Origin of the sequence: Oricola sp., from assembly GCF_965230365.1 — a bacterium.
In the GTDB taxonomy this organism is placed as follows: Bacteria; Pseudomonadota; Alphaproteobacteria; order Rhizobiales; family Rhizobiaceae; genus Oricola.
In genome coordinates this window covers 1,798,336-1,821,727 of record NZ_OZ246003.1, presented here as the reverse complement: position 1 = coordinate 1,821,727, position 23,392 = coordinate 1,798,336, and the positions used below count along the sequence as shown (strand labels likewise).

At 62.1% G+C, this 23,392-nt stretch carries 23 protein-coding genes; 10 read left to right on the top strand and 13 right to left on the bottom strand.

The features are described from left to right. The first annotated feature begins 13 nt into the window (after positions 1–13). The 4 genes from ACO06R_RS08740 (at position 14) to ACO06R_RS08725 (ending at position 2,458) form a co-directional block, all read left to right on the top strand. Positions 14–478: a DUF1348 family protein gene (locus tag ACO06R_RS08740; protein ID WP_421858588.1), complete on the top strand. Its 465-nt coding sequence runs from the start codon at positions 14–16 to the stop codon at positions 476–478. Positions 479–696: 218 nt separating this feature from the next. Beyond that, positions 697–1,206 (top strand): YHS domain-containing (seleno)protein, encoded by a 510-nt coding sequence (locus tag ACO06R_RS08735; RefSeq protein ID WP_421858585.1) that lies wholly within the window; start codon positions 697–699, stop codon positions 1,204–1,206. A gap of 196 nt (positions 1,207–1,402) precedes the next feature. Further along, positions 1,403–1,918: a YHS domain-containing (seleno)protein gene (locus tag ACO06R_RS08730; RefSeq protein ID WP_421858582.1), complete on the top strand. Its 516-nt coding sequence runs from the start codon at positions 1,403–1,405 to the stop codon at positions 1,916–1,918. 333 nt (positions 1,919–2,251) lie between these two features. Further along, complete coding sequence (locus ACO06R_RS08725; protein WP_421858580.1) at positions 2,252–2,458, top strand: hypothetical protein; 207 nt, start codon at positions 2,252–2,254, stop codon at positions 2,456–2,458. A gap of 31 nt (positions 2,459–2,489) precedes the next feature. Here ACO06R_RS08725 and ccoS read toward each other — a convergent pair whose 3' ends face one another. From ccoS to ccoG, 4 genes are read right to left on the bottom strand one after another with little or no spacing between them, the layout of a single operon-like run. After that, the gene (gene ccoS / locus ACO06R_RS08720) at positions 2,490–2,648 is read right to left on the bottom strand and encodes a cbb3-type cytochrome oxidase assembly protein CcoS (RefSeq protein WP_421858579.1); all 159 of its coding nucleotides are present in this window, start codon (positions 2,646–2,648) and stop codon (positions 2,490–2,492) included. After that, positions 2,645–4,939 carry a heavy metal translocating P-type ATPase gene (locus ACO06R_RS08715; RefSeq protein ID WP_421858576.1) on the bottom strand — a complete coding sequence of 765 codons (2,295 nt, stop codon included), beginning with the start codon at positions 4,937–4,939 and terminating at the stop codon, positions 2,645–2,647. The genes ccoS and ACO06R_RS08715 overlap by 4 nt, the downstream gene beginning before the upstream one ends. 25 nt (positions 4,940–4,964) lie before the next feature. Then, positions 4,965–5,462 carry a FixH family protein gene (locus ACO06R_RS08710; RefSeq protein WP_421858573.1) on the bottom strand — a complete coding sequence of 166 codons (498 nt, stop codon included), beginning with the start codon at positions 5,460–5,462 and terminating at the stop codon, positions 4,965–4,967. Then, positions 5,459–7,018 (bottom strand): cytochrome c oxidase accessory protein CcoG, encoded by a 1,560-nt coding sequence (ccoG, locus tag ACO06R_RS08705; protein ID WP_421858571.1) that lies wholly within the window; start codon positions 7,016–7,018, stop codon positions 5,459–5,461. Before ccoG ends, ACO06R_RS08710 begins: the two co-directional genes overlap by 4 nt. Positions 7,019–7,184: 166 nt before the next feature. Here ccoG and ACO06R_RS08700 point away from each other — a divergent pair, with 166 nt between their 5' ends. Then, on the top strand, positions 7,185–7,868 hold the full coding sequence (locus ACO06R_RS08700; RefSeq protein WP_421858568.1) for a DUF2270 domain-containing protein: 684 nt from the start codon (positions 7,185–7,187) through the stop codon (positions 7,866–7,868). A 12-nt stretch (positions 7,869–7,880) separates the two neighbouring features. Here the strand turns inward: ACO06R_RS08700 and ccoP are convergent, their stop codons facing one another. From ccoP to ccoN, 4 genes are read right to left on the bottom strand one after another with little or no spacing between them, the layout of a single operon-like run. After that, a complete protein-coding gene (gene ccoP, locus ACO06R_RS08695) occupies positions 7,881–8,753 on the bottom strand; it encodes a cytochrome-c oxidase, cbb3-type subunit III (RefSeq protein WP_421858566.1) in 873 nt (290 codons plus the stop codon). 3 nt (positions 8,754–8,756) lie between these two features. Then, on the bottom strand, positions 8,757–8,912 hold the full coding sequence (locus ACO06R_RS08690; protein WP_421858564.1) for a cbb3-type cytochrome c oxidase subunit 3: 156 nt from the start codon (positions 8,910–8,912) through the stop codon (positions 8,757–8,759). A gap of 9 nt (positions 8,913–8,921) precedes the next feature. Continuing rightward, positions 8,922–9,653 (bottom strand): cytochrome-c oxidase, cbb3-type subunit II, encoded by a 732-nt coding sequence (gene ccoO / locus ACO06R_RS08685; protein ID WP_421858561.1) that lies wholly within the window; start codon positions 9,651–9,653, stop codon positions 8,922–8,924. A gap of 12 nt (positions 9,654–9,665) precedes the next feature. Further along, positions 9,666–11,279, bottom strand: a complete 1,614-nt coding sequence (ccoN, locus tag ACO06R_RS08680; protein WP_421858558.1) for a cytochrome-c oxidase, cbb3-type subunit I — start codon at positions 11,277–11,279, stop codon at positions 9,666–9,668. A gap of 184 nt (positions 11,280–11,463) precedes the next feature. Between ccoN and ACO06R_RS08675 the strand changes: the two genes are divergently transcribed. Beyond that, positions 11,464–11,970, top strand: a complete 507-nt coding sequence (locus ACO06R_RS08675; protein ID WP_421858556.1) for a hemerythrin domain-containing protein — start codon at positions 11,464–11,466, stop codon at positions 11,968–11,970. 14 nt (positions 11,971–11,984) lie between these two features. Beyond that, the gene (gene hemN, locus ACO06R_RS08670; RefSeq protein WP_421858554.1) at positions 11,985–13,337 is read left to right on the top strand and encodes an oxygen-independent coproporphyrinogen III oxidase; all 1,353 of its coding nucleotides are present in this window, start codon (positions 11,985–11,987) and stop codon (positions 13,335–13,337) included. Positions 13,338–13,426: 89 nt separating this feature from the next. Here the strand turns inward: hemN and ACO06R_RS08665 are convergent, their stop codons facing one another. The 4 genes from ACO06R_RS08665 to xylF all read right to left on the bottom strand — a co-directional run bounded on the left by ACO06R_RS08665 (position 13,427) and on the right by xylF (position 17,574). Beyond that, positions 13,427–14,164: a Crp/Fnr family transcriptional regulator gene (locus ACO06R_RS08665; protein ID WP_421859300.1), complete on the bottom strand. Its 738-nt coding sequence runs from the start codon at positions 14,162–14,164 to the stop codon at positions 13,427–13,429. 117 nt (positions 14,165–14,281) lie between these two features. Continuing rightward, positions 14,282–15,070, bottom strand: a complete 789-nt coding sequence (locus ACO06R_RS08660) for an ATP-binding cassette domain-containing protein (RefSeq protein WP_421858551.1) — start codon at positions 15,068–15,070, stop codon at positions 14,282–14,284. Between the two features lie 3 nt (positions 15,071–15,073). Then, positions 15,074–16,450 (bottom strand): sugar ABC transporter permease, encoded by a 1,377-nt coding sequence (locus ACO06R_RS08655; protein ID WP_421858549.1) that lies wholly within the window; start codon positions 16,448–16,450, stop codon positions 15,074–15,076. 89 nt (positions 16,451–16,539) lie between these two features. Beyond that, positions 16,540–17,574, bottom strand: coding sequence for a D-xylose ABC transporter substrate-binding protein (gene xylF / locus ACO06R_RS08650; RefSeq protein WP_421858547.1), 1,035 nt, complete (start codon positions 17,572–17,574; stop codon positions 16,540–16,542). A 233-nt stretch (positions 17,575–17,807) separates the two neighbouring features. Here xylF and ACO06R_RS08645 point away from each other — a divergent pair, with 233 nt between their 5' ends. The 3 genes from ACO06R_RS08645 to ACO06R_RS08635 are packed head-to-tail and all read left to right on the top strand — an operon-like array spanning position 17,808 to position 22,089. Next, positions 17,808–19,040, top strand: a complete 1,233-nt coding sequence (locus tag ACO06R_RS08645) for an ROK family protein (RefSeq protein ID WP_421858544.1) — start codon at positions 17,808–17,810, stop codon at positions 19,038–19,040. Continuing rightward, entirely contained in the window at positions 19,037–20,455 is a 1,419-nt protein-coding gene (locus ACO06R_RS08640; protein WP_421858542.1) for a di-heme oxidoredictase family protein, read from the top strand. Before ACO06R_RS08645 ends, ACO06R_RS08640 begins: the two co-directional genes overlap by 4 nt. Beyond that, positions 20,452–22,089, top strand: a complete 1,638-nt coding sequence (locus tag ACO06R_RS08635) for an FG-GAP repeat domain-containing protein (RefSeq protein WP_421858539.1) — start codon at positions 20,452–20,454, stop codon at positions 22,087–22,089. The genes ACO06R_RS08640 and ACO06R_RS08635 overlap by 4 nt, the downstream gene beginning before the upstream one ends. 3 nt (positions 22,090–22,092) lie before the next feature. On the opposite strand, the gene ACO06R_RS08630 is transcribed toward ACO06R_RS08635, so the two are convergent. After that, positions 22,093–23,385: a TRAP transporter large permease gene (locus ACO06R_RS08630; protein ID WP_421858535.1), complete on the bottom strand. Its 1,293-nt coding sequence runs from the start codon at positions 23,383–23,385 to the stop codon at positions 22,093–22,095. Positions 23,386–23,392 lie beyond the last annotated feature (7 nt).

Here is a 23,392-nt window from a genome sequence, read left to right as displayed (position 1 = left end):
TCGGAGAACCCGCATGTCCCGCCCGCCACTCCCGCCATTCGACGCGACCACCGCCGCAGCAAAGGTCCGCGCGGCCGAAGACGCCTGGAACAGCCGCGACCCGGCTCGCGTTGCGACCGCCTACACGCCCGACACCGCCTGGCGGAACCGGGTCGAGTTCCTGAACGGCCGCAACGCGATCGAGGCGTTTCTGACGCGCAAGTGGCAGGCCGAACTCGACTACCGGCTGATCAAGGAGCTTTGGAGCTTCGACGGTGCGCGGATCGCGGTCCGTTTCGCCTACGAGGCCCGAAACGGCGACGGCCAGTGGTTCCGCGCCTATGGCAACGAGAACTGGGAGTTCGCGCCCGATGGGCTGATGGCGGTGCGCCGCGCTTCCATCAACGACCTTCCGATCGCCGAGACAGAGCGCCTGTTTCACTGGCCGCTTGGCCGGCGGCCTGACGATCATCCCGGCCTGACGCAACTCGGCCTCTGAAACTGCCTGGCCCGCTGCTCGCGGCCCCGGTTTCAAAGCAAATCCGGAAATCCGGACCGAACCAACGGCCCGCCGCGATGGCGGCGCGGCTGAACGAGATCGGACGCGCATCGATGCGCGCCGAATTGCCGGCGGACCGCCGGCGCCTCCGGGCCGTTTGGGCCAGGAACCGTGAAGCAGACCGCCCGCCGGGCAACCAAACCAGAAGGACCACGACCATGCAGACCGTCAAGAACTCCATCACGTCCCTGATCGCCAGCGCGGCTGTCGCTGCCGCGCTCGCCGTCTCGTCATCCGCGGCATTCGCCGTCGACGAGTACAACGTCTCCAAGGGCACCACCGCCAACGGCGAAGGTGTCGCGATGCGCGGCTATGACCTTGTGGCATTCAACACCGGCCTCGGCATTGTCCCAGGCCAGGCGAAACACACCCATGTCCATGACGGCGTTGCCTACTACTTCGCCTCCGAAGAGGCGAAAACGCAATTCGCCGGCAACCCGGAGAAGTTCATGCCGCAATATGGCGGCTACTGCGCCTTCGGGGTCGCGCTCGGCAAGAAGCTGGACGGCAGCCCGCGCTTTGCCGACATCGTCGACGGCAAGCTCTACCTGTTCCTGAACGCCGCAGTGTTCGAGAACTACAAGCTCGACAGGCAAGGCACGCTCGCCAAGGCCGAGCGCAATTGGCCGGACATGCAGCACCGCCCGGTGGCCGACGTGAACAGCTGATGCAGCAGATCTCGAAAGGATGCGAACCGCTCTCTGCGGTCCGACGGCATCCGCGCCGTCACGGGCATCCTTTTGAGGGCACGCATCGCCTCCCCTGGTGCGCGCCGAATTGCCGGCAGACCGCCGGCGCCTCCGGGCCGCTTGGGCCAGGAAACGTGAAGCAAACCGCCCGTTGGGCAAACAAAACGAAAGGACCATGACCATGCAAACCGCCAAGAACACCATCAAGTCCCTGATCGCCACCACGGCAGTGGCCGCCGCGCTCGCCGTATCGTCTTCGGCAGCATTCGCCGTCGACGAGTACAACGTCTCCAAGGGCACCACCGCCAACGGCCACGGCGTCATGCTGCGCGGCGACGACGTGGTCGCGCTGATGACCGGTCTCGGCGTCGTACCGGGACAAGCACGGCACACCCATGTCCATGACGGCGTCGCCTACTACTTCGCCTCCGAAGAGGCGAAAATGCAGTTCGCCGGCAACCCGGAGAAGTTTATGCCGCAGTATGGCGGCTACTGCGCGCTCGGCGTCGCGCTTGGCAAGAAGCTCGATGGCAGCCCTCGTTTCGCCGACATCGTCGACGGAAAGCTCTACCTGTTCCTGAACGCCGCCGTGCTCGAGAACTACAAGCTCGACCGTGCCGAGTGGATCCGCAAGGCAGAGGAAACCTGGGCATCGATCGAGCATCGCCCGGTCGCAGACGTGAACAGCTGATGCATTTCGACTAACACTGGATGCGAACCGCACTCAGCGGCCTGACGGCATCCGGGCCGTCACGGGCATCCCTTGCAGGCGCGCATTGCCTCCCCCTCGATGCGCGCCTGTTCGCATGGTCGGGCTTCACAGCCACCTATGGTTAACATATTGTAAAAAAACAATAACAGTCCGTTACTCCGGATAATTAATAGCCAGTTGACGCCATTGAGAAATCATGGCGAATCGTGACTGCCGGACTGTTAAAGAAAGTGCAGCGAATTGAATTGAAAGCCCGCCGCCAACCGCTAGCTTCCATAACGTCATGAAGACTCTTGTCCGAGGAGGGCAGCCTTGGCACATCAAGAATTCGACAAAGGCGAACTCGAACGGGAACCGCCGCACGAAAGCAGCATGGCGGCTGCCGGACTGCTGATGGCCACCGTCTACGGCATCCTGATAGGACTGTTCATCAGCGGAGCGCTATCGACGGCCGGGGCGGGGCTGCTCGCTGCGGCTGTCGGTCTCTATTGCGGCTGGAAAGTGCGCGGGATCTACTGACTTGCCAGCCCCGGCTTGGAGGCGGCGATCGTCAGCGATCGGGCCGCCTGTCAGCCTCGTCATCGAGAATCCGCTCGGCTGCACCATCGAGATCGGAGTATTGGCCGGTCCTGACCGACCACAGAAACGCGACCAAACCCAACGCACCAAGCCCAAGTGCGACTGGTATGAGATAAATCAGGACATTCACGCGAGAACCTCGTCTTCCTCTGCCGCGACCGCGCCGGGTTTCCAGACGGGAAGCATCCCGCCGCCGCGAGTGAGCCGCATCGAGTTGGCGACGACGACAATCGACGAGCCGGACATGGCCAGTGCGGCAACCAGCGGCGTAACGAAGCCAGCGACCGCCAATGGCACCGCAATACAGTTGTAAATGATCGCCAGGCCGAAATTCTGGCGCACCAGATTGCCGGCCTTAACCGCCACGGCGCGCGCAAACGGTACCGACATCATGCTTTCGCGCGTGAAGACGAAATCGGCAGCCATCCGGCCAATGTCGGAAGCCGACGAAGGCGCCATCGACACGTGGCCTGCCGCCAGCGCAGGTGCATCATTGAGGCCGTCGCCGACCATCATCACCCGCCAGCCATCGGCATGCAGCGCCTGGATCCGTGCGATCTTGTAGGCCGGCGTGACCCCGGCACGTTGTGCGCTGATGCCAGTTCGCCGACCGATCTCGCGCACCGCCGCCTCGCTGTCGCCGGACAGGATTTCCGCGTCCATGTGCTGATCGCGCAATGCCTCGACCGCTTCGGCAGCATCTACACGCAACGCCTCTGAGAGGACGAAACCGGAAGCAGCCCCGCCTTCCACAGCGAAGGCTAGGCCGCTTCCGGATGCGGCGCTGTCAGCCGCCGCACCCGCGGAAATCCGGCGCACCCAGTCGTACCGACCAAGCCGGGCGCGCCGCATCTCGCCATCAGACGTACGGAAACTGCCTTCAATGCCGTAACCGGGTTCTTCGCGCACATCGGCGATCTCGGCTTCGCCGCTATCGGCGAAATAGGCGGCAATTGCCCGCGATGCGGGATGAATGGAGTGCTGAGCCAGTGCCCGCGCCGCTGACGCGTCTTCATCGACGATGCCGGACGCCGCGACACGTGGCGTGCCGGTGGTCAGCGTCCCGGTCTTGTCGAACACCGCGAAGTCGGCTTCGGCCAACCTCTCTAGCGCGGAACCGTCCTTCATCAGGATCCCCTGCCCGAACAGCCGCGCCGCGCCGATGACATGCACCACCGGCACCGCCAGACCGAGCGCGCATGGGCATGTGACGATCAGCACCGAGATCGCCGTGTAGAGCGAAGCGTGCCAGTTGCCGCCTGTTGCGATCATCCAGCCGATAAAGGCAAACAATGCCAGGAGATGCACGGCGGGTGCGTAAATGCGCGCCATACGATCGGCCACGCGCACATAGCGGCCGCGACCGTTTTCCGCTGCCTCCATCATCTGCATGACTTCGGCGATAAAGGACTGTTCGGCCTTGCGCGTAACCGCGATATCGATGGCGCCAGTCAGGTTCAGTGTCCCGGCTTCGACGTCGCTGTTCGGGGTGACCGCGACCGGAACGCTTTCGCCGGTCACCAGCGAGCGATCCAGGTCGCTTGCGCCCTTGACCACCCGTCCATCGGCAGGAATTCGCTCGCCAGCCGCGATCCGCAGCAGCATGCCGGGTTCGATCTCATCGACCGGCTTGTAACTCAGCGTTCCGTCGGGCTCGACCACCGTACCGCCGCGCGCCGTCATTTTCGAAAGGCCAAGGACCGCACTGCGGGCGTGATCGCGCATCAATTGATCGAGATAACGCCCGATCAGCAGGAAGAACAGCAACGTGACCGCAGCGTCGAAATAGGCTTCCTCGCCGCCGGTCAGGCTCTCGTAAACGCTCATCAGCAGCGCCAGGATCACCGCCAGCGAAATCGGCACATCCATGTTGAGACGGCGGACCGACAAGGCCTGCAGGGCCGACGAGAAGAACACCCGGCCGGAATAGGCGACCACAGGAATGGCGATCAGGCCCGAAATCAGGTGGAACAGATCGCGCGACGCTCCGGCTGCACCGGACCAGACCGATACCGAAAGCAGCATGATGTTGCCAGCGGCAAATCCCGCCACAGCGAGCGCCTTCAAGAGCTCTTCTGTCTTGCGCTTCTCAGCGACATTGCCGAGATCGCCAAGATCGACGGGGGTTGCCGGGAAGGCCAGCGAGTCCAGCCGTGCCAGCACGAAATCCGGCGAGCGTTCGGCGCTGTCGAGCACGACCGTCACACGCCTGAGCGACAGGTTCACGCGCGCCGAAACGATCCCCTCAAGCCCGTTGAGGCCGCGTTCGATTGTCGAGATGCACTGACCGCAATGGACATCCGGCACCGACAGCACATAACGCATGGTTCCGTCGGGCTCCGCATGGCCAGCGCGCTGCAACTCCTCCACCCGTGCAAAATCTCGGAGATTGGACTGATCGACGGCGTTTTCGGCCGCCATGTCACCGCCACAGCAGGTCATGCGACTATTCCTGCTCCTTCACGGTGAAGCGGATTTCACGCGTCCATACCTCGCCGCGCGGACCGGTGACTGACAGCCGCGCAGCCCAGATACCATGCGCCAGATCGGCGGCGGCTGCATAACCTGCGTCGCCATCGGCAACGAGCGTCACCATCCGGTCGGCATTCTCATGCGCCGGGTGGCCGAGACGTGCAGTCACAATAGCGTCTTCGATCGCCTTGCCGTCGCGATCCGTGAGCGCGACCGTAAACACCGATCCGTCATAGTCGGTAGCGGCACTCCAACCGAGCGCCTGCTGGCGGCGCAGCTCTGCCGTCACCTCGTTGAAGCGTTGGCTTTCGACATAGGTGTTCTTGACCACGAGCCCGGTCCAGGTGGAGCCGGCATAAAAGGCAAGCGTGAGATTAACGCTGATGATGGTGCCGAAAAACAACACCATCACACCCAGCATGTGCCAACCGGTGAACTGCTTCAATCCGAGAATGCGTTCTAGTGCGGTCATCTGTCGGGTGCCTCGAAAATCGCGTTGTAGGTATCGGTCTCAAATGACTGCTTGTCTTCGACAACCAGTTGGAAATCGGTTTTGCCGGCCTCAGTGTACTGCGACGGTTGGGAAACGAACACCCGCAGCGAACGCAGCTTGTCCGGATCGACAGGTACGGCGAAGCTGACGCCATCGGGCTGATCGAGGCCATTGATGCTCATGGTCGCGCCGGGCAGCCCTTCAAGCGACAGGAAGATGACGCGCGGCTCCGGGATCATGTTGAGGATCTTGACCGTGTAGCCGTTGCGGATCGAGCCATCGGAGAGCGTGACGAAGACCGGGTTGCGATCGTGCTGGACATTGACCTCCAGGCGGTCGCGCGCCAGCAACAACACCAGCAGCGCAACGCCGATCGCCGCCCATGCGCCGAAATAGATCAGCGAACGAACGCGGAAGATGATCCGCCAGTCGAAGTGCTTGACGTTGTCGACGAATTTTCCGGCAGAGTCGCGGACCCGCGACGGATTGATAACGCCGCTTTCCGGATCCTGGGCGATTGCCATATTGTGATTGTATTCGCGCAGGGTCGCATAGGAAATCAGGCCATGTTTCTTGCCGATCTTGTCCATCACGCCGTCGCAGGCGTCGATGCAGAGCGCGCAGGTAATGCACTCGAGTTGCTGGCCGTCGCGAATGTCGATGCCCATCGGGCAGACAGCGACGCAGGCGTTGCAGTCGACGCAATCTCCGACAGCCTTGCCCTGTGCGGCGGCCTTCTTGGCGTGACGCGAACGCGGTTCGCCGCGCCAGTCATTGTACGTGACGACCAGCGAATCCTCATCCAGCATGGCCGCCTGGATGCGTGGCCAGGGGCACATGTAGATGCACACCTGTTCGCGAAGCAGGCCACCGAAGATGTAGGTCGTCGCCGTCAGGATGCCGACGGTGGAATAGGCCACGAACGGCGCTTGCAATGTCACGAAGTCGACCAGCAAGGTCGGCGCGTCGGCGAAATAGAATATCCAGGCGCCGCCGGTGGCGACCGAAATGACGATGAAGGTCGCATGGGTCAGCGTCAGCTTGCGGACTTTGCCGAACGACCAAGGTGCGTCGGCCAGCCGCATGCGGGCATTGCGATCACCCTGCCAGAAGCGCTCGACCGCGATGAACAGGTCTGTCCACACGGTTTGCGGGCATGTGTACCCGCACCACGCGCGGCCGACCACGGAGGTAACCAGAAAAAGGCCGACGCCAGCCATCACCAGAAGGCCCGCGACGAAAAAGAACTCCTGCGGCCAGATCTCGATGAAGAAGAAGTAGAAGCGCCGATTGGCCATGTCGATCAGCACCGCCTGGTCCGGCGCGTGCTCGCCACGGTCCCAACGCAGCCACGGCGTGATGTAGTAGATGCCGAGGGTCACCAGCATGATGATCCACTTCAGGCGGCGGAAGCTGCCTTCGGCGCGCTTTGCGAAAATCTGCTTGCGGGCGGCGTAAAGCGGTTGTGTTTTCTGCTTCGCTCCGGCGTTTACGGCCTCTACGTCAAGCGGCTGGATATCTGAAGGCTGGTCCAAGTTCTGCTCCCGCAATTGCGGACGACCGCGGTGCGGTTCCTCGGTATCTTTTTGTCGGTCGCCGATGGTAACATCCTTGACCCAGATCAAGCAGCCGAAAGATATATTCGAGAAAGCGAATATACGGACTGCTGCATGCCATGCCGCGGGAGGACAGGAGGCCAGCATGGATCAAGGTGGCGACGCAACGACACGCCGAAGCTTCGACAGTTCCGAAATGGGCGCGCTGGCGCATCTTTATCGCGGCGAAATCTATCGCTCGACGATCTGGCGCACGCGGCTCGACACGACAACCAACTGGGCTGTGGTGACACTCGGCATCGCGCTGTCGATCTCTTTCTCCTCGCCCAATGCCTCGCCGTTACCGCTGGTGCTTGTCGGCGTGCTGATCCTGTTCTTCCTTTGGCTTGAGGCACGGCGCTACCGCTACTTCAATGTCTGGCGCGCCCGAGCCCGTTGGCTTGAGAACAACTTCTATGCCCCGATGCTGAAGGACGGCGATCTGGATCTCGGCAATGGTTGGCCGAACACGCTGGCCGAGGATTATCTGCATCCGGCCTATCACATCGACCTGTGGACGGCGCTTGGCCGGCGCATCCGTCGCAACTATCTGTGGATCCTGCTGATCCAGTGGGTGGCCTATCTCGGCAAGCTGATCGTCCATCCGACGGCGATCACGTCCACCGCTGAAATAGTAGAGCGGGCCGATATCGGCCCGCTCCCTGGTGAATTCGTTCTTGGCACCGGCGTCGTCTATATCGCCAGCTGGGCGGCGATCGCCATCTGGATCGGACGGCGCGACACGCGGAAGTTCCGCTCTCGCCAACCCTCGCCCACCTCGATGGGCTAGGCGGCGGAGGGCTTACTGCCCGCCGCCGAGGCCGTGAACGTAGACGGCAAGTTGCTTGACCGTTGTCTCGCCGAGACGGGCGCCCCACGCAGGCATGACACCCTGACGCGGCGCGCTGATCTGCGCGACGATCTGCTCATGCGTTCCGCCGTAGAGCCAGATCGCATCCGACAGGTTCGGTGCGCCGACCTCGGCCATGCCCTCGCCGGCATCGCCGTGGCAGAAACCGCACTGCTCCTCGTAGACAACGGCTCCGCGCTCGGCGGCAGCAGCATCATGCTCCTGGCCCGAAATCTGCCGGACGAACCATGCGACATCGGATATCTGGTCACGCTCCAGCAACTCGTCGGTGCCGAATGCCGGCATGTCGGAGATGCGGGTGTCGTCATCCTGCTCGTAACGGATGCCGTGCATCAGCGTGAGGTAGATATCGTCGATCGTGCCGCCCCAGATCCAGGCATCGTCGTTGAGGTTCGGGTAACCCGGACCGCCGGACGCGCCAGAGCCGTGGCACTGCTCGCAATACACCTTGTAGGCTGAAGAGCCGCCAGCGGTCGCAAACTGAACCAGTTCGGCGTCGCCGAGGACATCCGCGACTTCGGTTGCCTCGAGCTTGTCGAGATAGACCGCCTGGGCTTCCTTGGCGTCGGCGACGTCCTGGTGCAGGTCGGCGCGGCTCGACCAGCCGAGGACACCGGTCGTTGCCCCCGTGATGCCCGGCCATGCCGGATAGGCGATGGTATAGCCGATCGACCAGATGATCGTTGCGTAGAACGTCCACAACCACCAACGCGGCAGCGGATTGTTCAGTTCCTTGATGCCATCCCATTCGTGACCCGTGGTCTCGACGCCGGAGATTTCATCGATTTCCTTTTTGTCGGCCATGGATCAGTCCTCCTTGAAGGGGATGCGGGCCGCATCTTCACTTGATTTCTTGGAACCGGGCCGCATGGTCCAGATCACGACCGCGACGAAGATCGCGACCATGTAGACAAGCCCCCAGCTGTCGGCAAACGTCCGCATGGACTGGTAATCGAGTTCCATTGCCGCCTCCTATCGGAAGTTCTCTTCGGGCTGGTAGACTGAAAAGTCGACCAGCGTTCCGAGCATCTGCAGATAGGCGACGAGCGCATCCATCTCGGTGAGTGTCGACGGATCGCCGTCGAAATCGCCGAGCACGGCCTTTGGATATCGCTCTTCGAGACCCGACCAATCCGCATCCGGATCGGCTTGCGCCGCCAGATCGGCCTCCGCGTTCTCGATCATCTCGTCGCTATAGGGCACACCGACCCGCCGATTGGCGACCAGGTGGCCAGAGATGTTCGTGATCTTGAGTTCCGTGTTCTTCAGAAACTCGTAGGAGGGCATGATCGATTCCGGAACCACCGCCTGGGGATGAATCAGGTGCTCGACATGCCACTCGTTGGAATAGCGGCCGCCAACCCGGGCCAAATCCGGCCCGGTCCTCTTCGATCCCCACTGGAACGGATGGTCGTACATCGACTCCGCCGCCAGGCTGTAGTGACCGTAGCGCTCGACCTCATCGCGGAACGGGCGGATCATCTGCGAATGGCAGACATAGCACCCTTCCCGGATGTAGATGTTGCGCCCGGCCAGCTCCAGCGGCGAGTAAGGCCGCATTCCTTCAACTTCCTCGATGGTGTTCTCGAGGTAGAAGAGCGGAGCGATCTCGACGATACCGCCGATTGTCACCACGACAAGCGAGGAGACCATCAGGAGCGAGACGTTCTTCTCCAGAACCTTGTGTCTGTCTATCATAGCCATTGGTCTTGCTCCTTATTCCGCAGCCACAGCCGCTTCGGCACCCATCGGCACTTCGGCACGGATGTCACCACGGATCGTCTTGTAGATATTGAAGGCCATGACCAGCGAGCCAGCGAGATAGAGCACGCCGCCAAGCACGCGCAGCACGTAATAGGGGTACATGGCTGCGATGGATTCGGCGAACGAGTACACCAGGTAGCCCTGATCGTCATATTCGCGCCACATGAGGCCCTGCGTGATGCCGGAGACCCACATCACCGCCGCGTAGACGACGATACCGAGGGTGGCGAGCCAGAAGTGCCAGTTGACCAGCCGCAGGCTGTACAGGCGCTGACGCTGCCAGAGCTTCGGAACCAGGTAGTAGATGGCGCCGAACGAGATCATGCCGACCCAGCCGAGCGCACCCGAATGCACGTGGCCGATCGTCCAGTCCGTGTAGTGGCTGAGCGAGTTGACCGCCTTGATCGACATCATCGGACCCTCGAAGGTCGACATGCCGTAGAAGGCGACCGAGATCACCAGCATGCGCAGGATCGGATCGGTGCGCAGCTTGTCCCATGCGCCCGAGAGCGTCATCAAGCCGTTGATCATGCCACCCCAGCTCGGCATCCACAGCATGACCGAGAAGACCATGCCCAGTGTCTGCGCCCAGTCAGGCAGCGCCGTGTAGTGCAGGTGGTGCGGACCGGCCCAGATGTAGAGGAAGATCAGCGCCCAGAAGTGGATGATCGAAAGCCGGTAGGAATAGACCGGCCGGCCGGCCTGCTTCGGCACGAAGTAGTACATCATGCCGAGGAAGCCAGCGGTCAGGAAGAAGCCCACCGCGTTGTGGCCGTACCACCATTGTGTCAGCGCGTCCTGCACGCCGGCAAAGGCCGAATAGCTCTTGGCGCCAAGGAACGACACCGGCATCGACAGGTTGTTGACGATGTGCAGCATCGCAATCGTGACGATGAATGCGAGGTAGAACCAGTTCGCCACATAGATATGCGGCTCCTTGCGCTTGAACAGCGTTCCAAGGAAGACCAGCAGATACGCGACCCAGACCACGGTCAGCCAGATGTCGACATACCACTCCGGTTCGGCGTATTCGCGTCCTTCGGTGATGCCAAGCAGGTAGCCCGTCGCCGCCATGACGATGAAGAGCTGATAGCCCCAGAAAACGAACCATGCGAGACCGCCGCCGAAAAGGCGCGCGCGTGTGGTGCGCTGCACGACATAGAACGACGTCATCAGCAGCGCGTTGCCGCCAAACGCAAAGATAACCGCTGAAGTGTGCAGCGGCCGGATACGTCCGAAGTTGAACCAAGGCTCGATATTAAGCTCAGGCCAGGCGAGCTGCGATGCCGCAACCACGCCGACGAGGAAGCCCACGACCCCCCAGAACAACGTGATGATTGCGCCGTAGCGGATCACGCCGTCCATATATTCCGATTCGTCGCCGGCCATTGTTGCGCCGGCCGGCGCGAAATTGGTTTGCCGCAGCATCACCACGGTGGCGATGGCAAGCACGAAGAATAAGATCCAGGCATGCACGATAAACTCGGCATCCTGGCCAAAGGCCGCGCCAAGCAACGACAAGAATGCCGCCAACCCGACAAGCGCGGTCACATAGCTGTTATTCATGGGTATTCCCCTTCGGACATGCGTACCGGCCGGTCACGGTTGTCCCTGCCGTCCGACCATCATTTCGCAGGCTTGATATGTCAGGGGTTCCCCTTCGTATGCCTTGACTTGGATCAATGTGGACACTTGGCCGACAGGCGATTGTTACGGCAAGGTTCAGGGCGCATTGCGAGGCTCTACTCACATGATCAGTCGAAAACAGGCGGAATCCAACGTGATATCGTTACATCAGGCGCGCGAAGTGGCCCCGGCCGGAAATGTATGCGCGCGGCTTGTGTTGCACCATGACGAGCAACTCGCCTTGTGCCAGCGGCTCGAGGAGATCGCCGATGAACTTCCGGAAGTCGAAGACACACAGCTTTGCCTGTCCCTGGCCAAGAATATCCTGCCGATGATTCGCGATGCCCACGCCTATGAGGAGAAGACGCTGTTTCCGCTCCTGATGGCGTCCGACGCTAGCAACGACAAACTCGCGTCGTCGTTGGAACGATTGCGCTACGAGCACTGGGAAGATGAGAGCTTCGCCGATGAGGTCGCCGACGGACTGATTCGCTTCGTCACCGACCGGGCGTCATCCAATGCCGAAACCCTGGCCTACATGCTGCGCGGATTCTTCGAGGGGCTGCGCCGCCATATAGCCTTCGAACGCGAACACATCGTCCCCCTCCTCAGCAAGATGTATTTTATCTGAGCAAGTCACCTGACATGAACGTCGAAGAGATTTTCGCGAGTTACCGCGGCGCAGTGCCACGCTATACGAGCTATCCCACCGCCCCGCATTTCGCCGATCTGAACGGCGCGGGAATAGAAAAACAGGCTTTGCTGGACATCGAGACCGGCGAACCGGTCTCGCTCTATGTGCATGTGCCGTTTTGCGACCGGCTGTGCTGGTTCTGCGGCTGCCACACGAAGCACACGCTAAAATACGCGCCAGTCGCGGCCTATATTGGTTCGCTGATCACCGAGATGCAAACCGTCGCAAAGACCGCAGGGCGCAAGCTTCCGCTTGCTCACCTGCATTTCGGCGGCGGCTCGCCAAGCATGCTGTGCGAGGAAGACTTTCACAGGCTTTCCGAAGCGTTGCGCGAAAACTTCGATATTTCCGACCAGACAGAGATCAGCGTTGAATTCGATCCTTCCGACGTAACAGAAGCGACGCTGCGCGGCGCTGCCGTCCTCGGCGTCACGCGCGCCAGTGTCGGCGTTCAGGATTTCGATTCCGCCGTACAAAAGGCTATCAACAGGCCGCAAACCTTCGAGCAGACCCGCGACGTTATAGCCGCGTTGCGGGGCGCCGGTGTCGGTTCGGTCAATATCGACGCGCTCTACGGCCTGCCGCTGCAGACGCGCGACCGCCTCGAAGCGACCATCGACCAAGTGTTGACGCTGCGCCCGGACCGGATCGCCTTGTTCGGCTACGCCCATGTGCCGTGGGTGAAGAAGCACCAGACGATGATCCGCGAAGCCGACCTGCCAGGCACGCTCGACCGCTTCCATCATGCCGCCTATGCAGCGGACATGATCGCGAACCGGGGTTACGACCGGATCGGTATCGATCACTTCGCATTGCCCGACGATGATCTGGCTGTGGCGGCGCACTCGGGCCGCCTCTACCGAAATTTCCAAGGCTATACGACCGATGCGTGTCGCACGCTCATCGGCCTCGGCGCATCGGCGATCAGCTTCTTTGGCACGTCCTACGTCCAGAACATCGTCGCAACCAAGCAATACGAGAACGCGGTCCAATCAGGCAATCTCGCCGGCATGCGCGGCGTGCGCCTGAACATGGACGACCGCGTTCGCGCCCACATCATCGAGCGATTGATGTGCGATTTCGCTTTGTCCTTCGCGGACCTGGAAGACAAGTTCGGCTACCTCGCGCGGCCATACGAAGCCGAAGCCCGTGCCTTGGCCGCCGCCGATCCGCACAAGCTGGTCGAAACGAACGAGATCGGCATCACGATCAAACCGGAGGCGCGCGCCTTCACCCGGATCGTTGCAAGCTGGTTCGACGCCTATCTCGATACCGGCGAAGTGCGTTACTCGAAAGCCGTCTGAACACCGGTCCGATCCAAAGGAAAAGCCCCAGCGGCGACGCTGGGGCTTTTTTCGGATTTTCAGCGACCGGCCCGTAACTGGCCCGCCTATCAGGAATCCTGTTCGCAGGCGCGCTCAAGACGCTCGATATCGGGCACGATAACTGTGCGATTGTTCTCGACCTCGATTACGCCGGACTTGCGCAACCGCGTAATCTGTCGACTGACGGTTTCGATCGTCAGACCGAGGAAATCGGCAATGTCGGAACGCTTCAGCGGCAGTTCGAAGCGCACCGGCCCCTCGTGCATGTCGAGATCGGGATTGATATGCGACGCGATCATGTGGAGAAAACTGGCGACCTTCTCGCTGGCATTCTTACGGCCGAGCGTCAGCATCCATTCGCGCGCCTCGTCAAGCTCGGCCAGCGCCTGCTCGTGCAGCTTGTGCTCCAGCTCCGGCGATTCCTCGATCAGTTCCTCAAGAACCTGTTTCGGGAATGAGCAGATCCGTACATCGGTGGCAGCGTCAGCGATCAATTCGCTTTGTTCGCGAAACGGGCGGCCCGTGAAGTCCGGCGCGAACTGCAAACCGACGATCTGCTGACGGCCATCAGCCAGCAGTTTGGTCAGTTTGACGACACCCTGGAGAATGTTGGAGTACCGGTGAACCTCCTCGCCTGTCGGCTGAAGTTCCCGGCCGGCCTCGATGGACTGCTGTTTGGTGAAGCGGTTCAGTCTGATGAGTTGCTCAGGCTCAAGCGCCCCGCAAATTCCCCTGTGACGCGCTTCGCACGCCCTGCAAAGTGCCGGTACGTCTGAATTGTGGATATCTTTGCGCGCAGTTCCCATCACGAGACCATTCCCGTTGCATTTACCTCACCCTAAATAGGTGCACCGTGTAAGCACATGAGGTCAAGCGTCGCAGCCGTCTCAGAATGTTTTCTCGGACGCGATTCTACCCGGCGCTCACATCGCGCCGGGTCCGGGAATCGCTGCAGGCGGGCATTTGCCGAGGATAATCATGCCGAGCAGATCGTCCTCACTGACATCGTCCACCTTGGCCGTGCCGACCAGCTTGCCGTTCTTCATCACCGAGGCCCGGTCGCACAGCGCCTTGACCTGGTGAATGTCGTGATCGATGAGGAGGATGCCGATCCCCTGCTTCTTCAACTCGTCGATCAGATCCGCCACCATCTTGGTCTCCTGCACGCCTAGCGCGGCAGTCGGCTCGTCCATGATGAGTATCTGGGCGTTGAAATAGACAGCGCGCGAAATCGCCACCGATTGCCGCTGCCCGCCTGACAGCCCCGCGACCGGCGTGCTGAAGCGCCGGAAATTCGGTGTCAGGCGACCCATGATCTTGCGAGTCTCGGCTTCCATCTGCGCGTCGTCGAGCAATCCGGTCGACGTTACCAGTTCGCGACCGAGAAACAGGTTGGAGGCCGCATCGAGATTGTCCGCCAGCGCGAGGTACTGATAGATGGTCTCGATCTTGTAGTTGCGTGCATCACGCGGATTGTTGATCGCGGCCAACTCGCCGTTGACGTAAATCTCGCCGCCATCGCGCGGCAATGCGCCCGACAGCATCTTCATCAGCACCGACTTGCCGGCGCCATTGTGCCCCAGCACGCCGACCACTTCGCCGGGATAAAGATCGATCGTCACATGGTCGACGGCTCGGATGCCGCCGAACGACTTCTGCATGTCGCGCATCTCGATGAGCGGGGTGCCCGATCTGTCAATCGTATCTGTCATGACCTAGCTCCCCGTCCGCTTGCGGTAGATAATGTCGACATAGACGGCGAGAACCAGAACGACGCCGACCACGATGTTCTGGTAGGGAGCATCAACGCCGACCATCGCCATGCCCGACTGCAGTGACTGCATGATAAGCGCGCCGAGGATCGCGCCGTAGATGGTGCCGACACCGCCGGACAATGCCGTGCCGCCGATCACCGCAGCCGCGATGACCCGCAATTCGTCGAGCGTGCCGATGTCGTTGGAGTGGAATGTCTGGCGCGCCGAGGCGACGACCGCCGAAATAGCGCACAACACCCCGACAATCATGAAGATCTTGACGATCAGCGCCCGCGTGTTGATGCCGGCGAGCTGCGCCGCTTCCGGATTGCCGCCGGTTGCAAAAATGTAGCGACCGAGCCGGGTGCGCCGCGCGATGACCGTCATGACCACGGCGACAACGATCAGCACCAGCACCGAGATCGGAAGGCCGTATCCCTGTGAGTAGCCCTCAGGCAAAATCTCGCCGCGTGCCTCGAATTCGCGCCGCAGCCGGCCCAACGGGACCTGGTAGGCGTTCAGGATGGCGACGAAACCGAGAATAGCGACCGCGACGATGCCGCCCAGCGTGAGTTCGGCCCACATCGGCTTGACCGGGAATTCATGCGCGATCTTGGTGTGTCGCGCGCTGAACAATCCATAAAGCGCGACAGCGACGGCGAGCAGCCCGAACATCCACGACCAGGTCTCGCCAAGCGTGCCGTTGATGCCGCCGAAAAGCTGGAAGTTGGCGTCAAGCGGGCCAACTGTCTGGCCGCCGGACAGGTGCCAGGCGACGTTGCGCCAGACGAACAGGCCACCGAGCGTGACGATGAACGCTGGAATGGTCAGGTAACCGATCAACCAGCCATGCAATGCGCCGATCGCCAAACCGGTGACAAGACCGGCGCCGATCGCCAGCGGCGCGATAGCCGGATGTCCCAGTTCAAGCCCCAATCCGAATTCCTGCCCCCCCGCTACTTGCCAGCCCGGCGCGACAACCGTCTGCATCATCGCCATGACGGCGCTGCAGGTCGCCAGCAGCGAACCGACGCTGAGGTCGATGTTCCGGGTGACAATCACGAAAACCATGCCGGTCGCCATGATGGCGACGCTGACCGTCTGGATCGTCAGATTGAAGATGTTGCGTGGGGTCAGAAACCGTCCCTCGGTGATCCATGACACCGGATTGTAGGACATCGCTCCGCCGAGCAGTTGTGTGTTGATCCCCGTCCAGACCTGGAACACCACGCAGATGACCAGGAAAGCGCCGATCATGCCGAGAAGGCGCGTATCCAGTTCGAGTGTCGCGAAGAGGTTTCGGTTGGGATCGATGGTCGGATTGCTGCTGTCAGTCATCGCGAACTCTTTTCGATGCTAATCGCGAACGCGTCCCCACCCCTGAGGATGGGGACGCGATAGTTGGGTTTTGTAACAGAATTGGATGATCAGTTACAGGGCGACGGGCCGCCGGAGACGCCCTGGCAGAGCGCTTCCTTGGAAATCCAGCCGGCGTCGACAACGGCGTCCAGATTGTCCTTGGTGACCGGCACCGGCGCCAGCAGCACGGCGTTCATGTCGTTGCCACCGGGCGTATTGAACATGATCGCGCCATCGACATCACCCATCGCGGTGCCCTTGGCGAGCGCGACGGCAATGCTGCCTGCCGCCTTGCCCAGCTCGCGGGCGTCCTTCCAAACGGACACGGTCTGCGTGCCCTTGGCGACGCGATTGAGCGCCGCATGGTCGCCGTCCTGACCGGACACCGGAAGACCTTCCATGCCCTGCGCGGTCAGCGCCGCGACGACGCCGCCTGCGGTTCCGTCGTTGGAAGCAACCACGGCATCGACATTGTTGTCATTGGCCGTCAGGATCTGCTCCATGTTGCGCTGTGCATTGGCCGGAAGCCAGCCATCGGTGTAGGCTTCGCCGACGATCTTGATCTTGCCGGCGTCGATTGCGTCCTGCAGCACTTCCTGCTGGCCGCCACGAAGGAAGTCGGCGTTCGGATCGGCCGACGAGCCCTTGATCATGACGTAGTTGCCTTCCGGCTGTGCGGCCAGAACGGCCCGTGCCTGCATGCGGCCGACCTCGACATTGTCGAAGGTCAGGTAGAAGGCGCGCGGATCCTCGATCAGGCGGTCATAGGCGATGACCGGAACGCCCTCGTCGGCAGCAGCCTGAACGGCCGGGATAATTGCCTCGGAGTCTTGCGCCAGCACGATCAGGGCGTCGACGCCCTGCGCCATCAAGCTTTCGACATCGGCAAGCTGCTTGGCCGACGACGACTGAGCGTCGGTCGAAATGTAGGCAGCACCACCGGCTTCAAGCGCCGATTTCATCGCCGCCTCATCGGTTTTCCAACGCTCTTCCTGGAAATTCGACCAGCTCACGCCGACCGTGATGTCTTGTGCCGTCGCAACGGACATGAATGCGGAAGACGCGACAGCGCCCGCCAGGACCGCGCCCAGAATCTTCTTCATGATGTATCCTCCCAGTGCACCGAAATGCAGCCATGACAATGAAGCGGCAACACCGCCGCTCCAATTCAGGAGGCTTTAATTCAAGCCTCGAAAAAAATCGTGACTCAAATGTTGTTGCATGTCAACATGTAAACGGTCGGCCGAAAACCGTGATAATTAGGGATATCGTTAGTCTTTTTGGTATCTGTCGGGAAGGCGACCTAGGGGAACGTGGAGGAGGCGGTCCTGAATCGATGACGATGGTACTTCGTTCCGACGACATGCGTCGGCGAAACAGATTGACGATACTTCAGGTTGCGCGCCGGTCCGGTGCCATCAGCCGCAGTGAGATCGCGCAGAAGGCCGAACTGAGCCCGGCCACGGTTTCGACGATCACCAACGGGCTGATCGCAGAGGGCGTGTTGATTTCCGGCGGCGGCGAGAATACCGCACCGGCAGGGCGCGGCCGGCCGAGCATCGCGCTGCGCATGAACCCCGATTTCCGCCATGCCATCCTGCTGATCCTGAAGATCGGCGCGATCACCGTTGCCGTGGCCGACTACGCCGGCGATCTGGTCGTCCGCGAGGAACATGCGTTCGATATGGCATCGGTGGACCGTGAGACATTTCGTGCGACGCTTAGCGAACACATCCGGGCCGCGCGAAAAGCCGCAGGACTGGACGAAGACCGTCTCGCCCATATCGCCGTCGCCGTGCAGGGCACCACGGATATCGGCGGCACGCGCATGTTGTGGTCGCCTATCACGCCTTTAAAGGACGTCCCGATTGGCGAGTGGCTGGAAACCGAGTTTCAGGTGCCGGTTCGCCTGTCTAACGACTGCGACCTGATTGCCAAGGCGCTCAACTGGCGCGAACCCGAACGTTACAAGACGAATTTCGCTGCCATCCTGCTTGCCCATGGCGTCGGCATGGGGCTGTTCCTGCGCGGCCAGGTCATCAATGGAACTCGATCGTCAGGAACCGAATTCGGCCACATGGTTCACGCCGTCGATGGCGATTTGTGCCGTTGCGGATCGCGGGGCTGCGTCGAGGCCTATGCCGGCGACTATGCGATCATCCGGCGTTACCGCGGCGAGCATCATGCCGCGCCACCCGCATCTCCCGTCGATCGCGAGGAAGTCGAGACTATCGCGACGGCAGCGCGCGCCGGCGACCAGAGAGCCATCGAGACCTTCGAAGCCGCAGGACGCGCTCTGGGTTCCGGCCTTGCGGGCATTTTTGCACTGGTCGATCCGTTCCGCGTCGCCTTTGTCGGCCATGGCGCCAAGGCGTTCGACCTGATGGAACCGGCCCTGCGGCGCACGCTGCGCGATTCCAACGCAGTCAACGCCGAGACCATTCCGATCGACCGGTTTCCCAATGTCATGCCGCTGATCCTGGAAGGCTGCGGCATCGGCGCGCTGGCCGAAATAGACACAGACCACGCCGAGCGGATCGGCGAAACAATCGGGATCGCCAACGCATGAGAAGACCGTACTTCGCCGCCGTTGTCGCCGCCGCGTTGACAGCTTCCACCTTGCCGCTCGCTGCCGGCGACACGCCCTGGGCAGAACGGGCGATCAAGGATCACATCGCCGAAGGCGAGTTCGCCGGAACGCTCGACCGCGAAGCCCTCCTGGAATTCATCGCTCGCGGCGAAGCGCTCTTCGGCGCGCGGTTCACCGAACTCGACGGCGTCGGCCGGCCGATGGCCACCCAGGCGATCATTCCGACCAAGCGGAAACGGCCGCCGGCCAGCGAGTTTCACCGTACCGCCGGCCTTGATGCGAACGCCTGCGCCAGTTGTCACAACGATCCGGTGATGGGCGGCGCCGGCGACTTCTCGGTCAATGTGTTCGTGTCCGAGGGTTTCACCAATTCCGACTTCGACACGACCGATCCTCAGTTTTCCAACGAGCGCAACACCAACCACCTGATGGGCGCGGGTCTTGTGGAACTGCTGGCCCGCGAGATGACCGCCGATCTGGCGGCGATCCGCAGCGCCGCATTGCGTGATGCGCGCGGCTCTGGCGCACCGGTAAAAGCAGAGCTTGTCAGCAAGGGCGTTCGGTTCGGCGCTATCACCGCCCTGCCCGACGGCATCGTCGATCTGAGCGGCATCGAGGGCGTGGACACCGATCTGGTAGTCCGCCCGTTCAGCCAGAAGGGCGTGATGACCTCGTTGCGGCAGTTCACGATCAACGCGGCAAACCACCATCACGGCATGCAGGCCGAAGAGCGGTTCGGGCCGCGTTGGACCGGCGAGAAAGATTTCGACGCCGATGGTCACGCCGCGGAACTGACCGCAGGCGACGTCTCTGCGCTCGTTGCCTGGCAGGCGACGCTGCCGCTGCCGGATGTCATGACGCCACTCGACGAAAGCTGGACACAAGCCGCCGCACGCGGCAGCGATCTGTTCGATGACGCCGGATGCGCCGCGTGCCACCGCCGCGCGCTGCCGCTGAAAAGCCTGGTCTTCGCGGATCCCGGACCGCTGGACGCGGCCGGCACATTGCGGTCGGGCGAAGCAGTCGGCCTCTCCTACGATCTCGGCCTGCTCAAATGGGCGGAGACGCTCGAGCGAAACGAGGACGGCGATTATCTGGTGCCGCTGTTCGCCGACCTGAAGCGCCATGTCATGGCCGACCGCAAGGTTTCAGCCCTCGGCAACGAACTGCTCGGGCAGCGGTTCGTAGAACGCAATGTCTTTCAGACCGCGGAGCTGTGGGGGATTGCCTCGACAGCGCCCTATGGTCACCGCGGCGATTTCACGACGCTGGACGGCATCATCCGCGCCCATGGAGGTGATTCGCGCCCCGCGCGCGAGGCCTATCTCGCGCTCGGCGAAAGCGAACGCAGCGACCTGATCGCATTCCTCAAGACACTGGTGATTTCCAAATGACGTTCTTGAAGACGCTCACCGCCGCCCTCGCCGGCACCACTCTGACGGGCGCGGTTTGGGCCGAGCCGGTCATGGACGTGCCCACGATGGTCGAGCAGGCGGCCGAAGCCGGGATCAACCATCAATATGCCGGCCCGTGGGAGCACTTCGTCGGTGGCGGTGCTGCCGCGTTCGACTGCAATGGCGACCGCCTGCCGGACCTTGCCGTGGCGGGCGGCACCAGTCCGGCCAGGCTCTACGTCAATCGCAGCGCCACTGGCGGCGCGTTGCGCTTCGAAGAGAAGTCGACTGCTCTGCCCGCTTCGAGCGCCACCCGCACCACCGGTCTTTATCCCGTCGATATCGACAATGACGGCCACCGCGACCTCGTCGTGCTGCGGGTCGGCGAGAATGTCCTGCTCAAGGGCGGGCCGGACTGCACCTTCACCGACGCCAACCGGCTGTTCGGCTTCGACGGCGGTCGCGCATGGTCGACCGCCTTCGCGGCTACCCACGAACCGGGCCTGCCCTTCCCGACGCTGGCCTTCGGCAACTATGTCGACCGCTCCGCACCTGGTTCGCCCTGGGGCACCTGCCACGACAACGTGCTGTTGCGCCCGCTGGGACAGACCGATGCGCCGGACTATTCGGAGCCGGTCGCGCTCAGCCCCGGCCATTGCGCGCTGTCGATGCTGTTCACAGACTGGAACCGTTCCGGCGAACCTGCGCTGCGCATCACCAATGACCGCCAGTACTACCGCGAGGGCGAAGAGCAGTTGTGGCGTGTCTCTCCGGGCCGCCTGCCCCGCCCCTACCGCACCGCCGACGGCTGGCGGCGGGTCCAGATCTGGGGCATGGGCATCGCGGAAGCCGATCTGAATGCCGACGGATATCCTGAATACGCCCTGACTTCGATGGGCGACACAAAGCTGCAGACCCTCGATGACGAGGCCGAACACGACCGGCCCGTCTATCGCGACATCGCTTTTGAAAACGGCGCGACGGCACACCGCCCCTATACCGGCGAGGACTTGAAGCCCTCGACCGGCTGGCATGCGGAGTTCGCCGATTTCAACAATGACGGGCGTCTCGACCTCTTCATCGCCAAGGGCAATGTCGAGCAGATGCCGGATTTCGCCGCCTTCGACCCGGATAACCTGCTGCTCGGAAAGCACGACGGCACATTCGTCGAAGCCGGCGATCTGGCCGGCATCGCGCTGGCAAGGCGTGGCCGCGGCGCGGTCGCGGCGGATTTCAATATGGACGGCATGCTCGATCTGGCAGTCGTCAACCGCGAGGAACCGGTGAGCCTGTTCCGCAATACCGGCGGCCGAACTGCGGACGGCATACGGCCGATGGGCAACTGGCTGGAAATCGAACTCGCCCAGAAAGGCGCCAATCGAAACGCCATCGGTGCAACGGTCTTGGTCAAGTCCGGCAACGAGACGCGCACCCGCAAGGTGCGAGTGGGCGGTGGCCATGCTTCGGGTGCATCGGGTTTCATCCATGTCGGGACCGGTGTCGCTGAACGCGCCGAGATCCGCGTACAATGGCCCGATGGCGAATGGTCGGCTCCTTACCGTGTGTTTGCCAACAACTTCGTGGTTATCCGCAAGGGCGCCGACGAGGCCCAATACTGGTACCCACCAGAGTAATCGTCACATCACGAGACCCGGCAAGGTGAGCGCGATCCCCGGAAACGCCGTCAAAATGGCAACGCCGAACAATAGCAACAACCAGTAGGGCATGGTCGCGCGCGCGGCCTCACCAAGGCGCACCTCTTCCTTGGTCACCGATACCAGCACCGACAGGTTGAGCCCGACCGGCGGCGTGACCTGTCCGATCTCGATCATGATCGTGATGATGACACCCAGCCACACGGCATCATAGCCGAGGCCGGTCATCAGCGGCACGACGATCGGCAGCGTCATGATCATCAGCGACAGACCGTCGAAGAAACAGCCGAGTACCAGATAAACGAGAACCACCAGCGCCAGCACCGCGATTGGACCGAGTTCGGAGCCGCGCACCGTCTCCAGGATCGCCTGTGGCACGCCGAGCAGGCTAACGGCCTGCGCCAGGATAGTCGCGCCCATGACGACGAAGGCGATCGACGCGTAGAGCAGCATTGCCCGGTAGACGCTTTCCAGGAGCTTGCGGACGGTCAGCGTTCCCCACAACCGGCCGACGACAATCGTCGCCAGCACACCGATCCCCGCCGCTTCCGTCGGTGTGGCGATGCCGAAGGCGATCGATCCCATGATTGCAACGATCAGCAGCACGAAGGGCCACAGGCCCGCAACATTGAGCAGGATTGGAATGAGCGCCATGCGCTCGCGACTGGCGGGTGTCAGGTCCGGCCGGCCGATGCAGCGGATCAGGATGTAGATCATGAACAACGCGGCGAACATCAGGCCGGGCACGACGCCCGCCATGAAAAGCTGCCCGATGGAGGTTTCGGTGAGCGCCCCGTAGATCAGTAGCGACAGCGATGGCGGGATCAGGAGGCCGAGCGTGCCGCCGCCGGCCAGCGATGCTACGACCATCTTGCGGTCATAGCCGCGCGCCGTCATCTCCGGATAGGCGACCGAACCGACCGCCGCCGCAGTGGACAGGCTCGACCCGCTGACCGCACCGAACAACGTGCAAACCGCTACGTTGGTGTGCAGAAGCCCGCCGGGAACACGTTGAAAGACAGGCGCCAATGCATTGTAGATTTTCTCGCTGACCCCGCTGCGCAGCATGATTTCGCCCAGGATGATGAACAGTGGGATCGCGCTCAGCGTAAACGAGTTCAGCACGTTCCAGACGGCATCAACGGCAACGAAGGTCGCGCCGGAGGTGAATTGCAAGATCAGAAAACCGGTCAGGCCCAGTGCGGCACCGAGCGCGAGACCTGAACCGGCGAGCAAAGTCAGCCCGACAATCAGTATGCCCCAAAACGTTGTCATCAGAGAT

Excerpts from the sequence above, each read along its gene's own strand:
- ACO06R_RS08740 (WP_421858588.1), top strand. The coding sequence starts at position 14 with ATGTCCCGCCCGCCACTCCCGCCATTCGACGCGACCACCGCCGCAGCA.
- ACO06R_RS08735 (WP_421858585.1), top strand. The coding sequence starts at position 697 with ATGCAGACCGTCAAGAACTCCATCACGTCCCTGATCGCCAGCGCGGCT.
- ACO06R_RS08730 (WP_421858582.1), top strand. The coding sequence starts at position 1,403 with ATGACCATGCAAACCGCCAAGAACACCATCAAGTCCCTGATCGCCACC.
- ACO06R_RS08715 (WP_421858576.1), bottom strand. The coding sequence starts at position 4,939 with ATGGCGGCCGAAAACGCCGTCGATCAGTCCAATCTCCGAGATTTTGCA.
- ACO06R_RS08710 (WP_421858573.1), bottom strand. The coding sequence starts at position 5,462 with ATGACCGCACTAGAACGCATTCTCGGATTGAAGCAGTTCACCGGTTGG.
- ACO06R_RS08700 (WP_421858568.1), top strand. The coding sequence starts at position 7,185 with ATGGATCAAGGTGGCGACGCAACGACACGCCGAAGCTTCGACAGTTCC.
- ccoP (WP_421858566.1), bottom strand. The coding sequence starts at position 8,753 with ATGGCCGACAAAAAGGAAATCGATGAAATCTCCGGCGTCGAGACCACG.
- ACO06R_RS08690 (WP_421858564.1), bottom strand. The coding sequence starts at position 8,912 with ATGGAACTCGATTACCAGTCCATGCGGACGTTTGCCGACAGCTGGGGG.
- ccoO (WP_421858561.1), bottom strand. The coding sequence starts at position 9,653 with ATGGCTATGATAGACAGACACAAGGTTCTGGAGAAGAACGTCTCGCTC.
- ccoN (WP_421858558.1), bottom strand. The coding sequence starts at position 11,279 with ATGAATAACAGCTATGTGACCGCGCTTGTCGGGTTGGCGGCATTCTTG.
- ACO06R_RS08675 (WP_421858556.1), top strand. The coding sequence starts at position 11,464 with ATGATCAGTCGAAAACAGGCGGAATCCAACGTGATATCGTTACATCAG.
- hemN (WP_421858554.1), top strand. The coding sequence starts at position 11,985 with ATGAACGTCGAAGAGATTTTCGCGAGTTACCGCGGCGCAGTGCCACGC.
- ACO06R_RS08665 (WP_421859300.1), bottom strand. The coding sequence starts at position 14,164 with ATGGGAACTGCGCGCAAAGATATCCACAATTCAGACGTACCGGCACTT.
- ACO06R_RS08660 (WP_421858551.1), bottom strand. The coding sequence starts at position 15,070 with ATGACAGATACGATTGACAGATCGGGCACCCCGCTCATCGAGATGCGC.
- ACO06R_RS08655 (WP_421858549.1), bottom strand. The coding sequence starts at position 16,450 with ATGACTGACAGCAGCAATCCGACCATCGATCCCAACCGAAACCTCTTC.
- xylF (WP_421858547.1), bottom strand. The coding sequence starts at position 17,574 with ATGAAGAAGATTCTGGGCGCGGTCCTGGCGGGCGCTGTCGCGTCTTCC.
- ACO06R_RS08645 (WP_421858544.1), top strand. The coding sequence starts at position 17,808 with ATGACGATGGTACTTCGTTCCGACGACATGCGTCGGCGAAACAGATTG.
- ACO06R_RS08640 (WP_421858542.1), top strand. The coding sequence starts at position 19,037 with ATGAGAAGACCGTACTTCGCCGCCGTTGTCGCCGCCGCGTTGACAGCT.
- ACO06R_RS08635 (WP_421858539.1), top strand. The coding sequence starts at position 20,452 with ATGACGTTCTTGAAGACGCTCACCGCCGCCCTCGCCGGCACCACTCTG.
- ACO06R_RS08630 (WP_421858535.1), bottom strand. The coding sequence starts at position 23,385 with ATGACAACGTTTTGGGGCATACTGATTGTCGGGCTGACTTTGCTCGCC.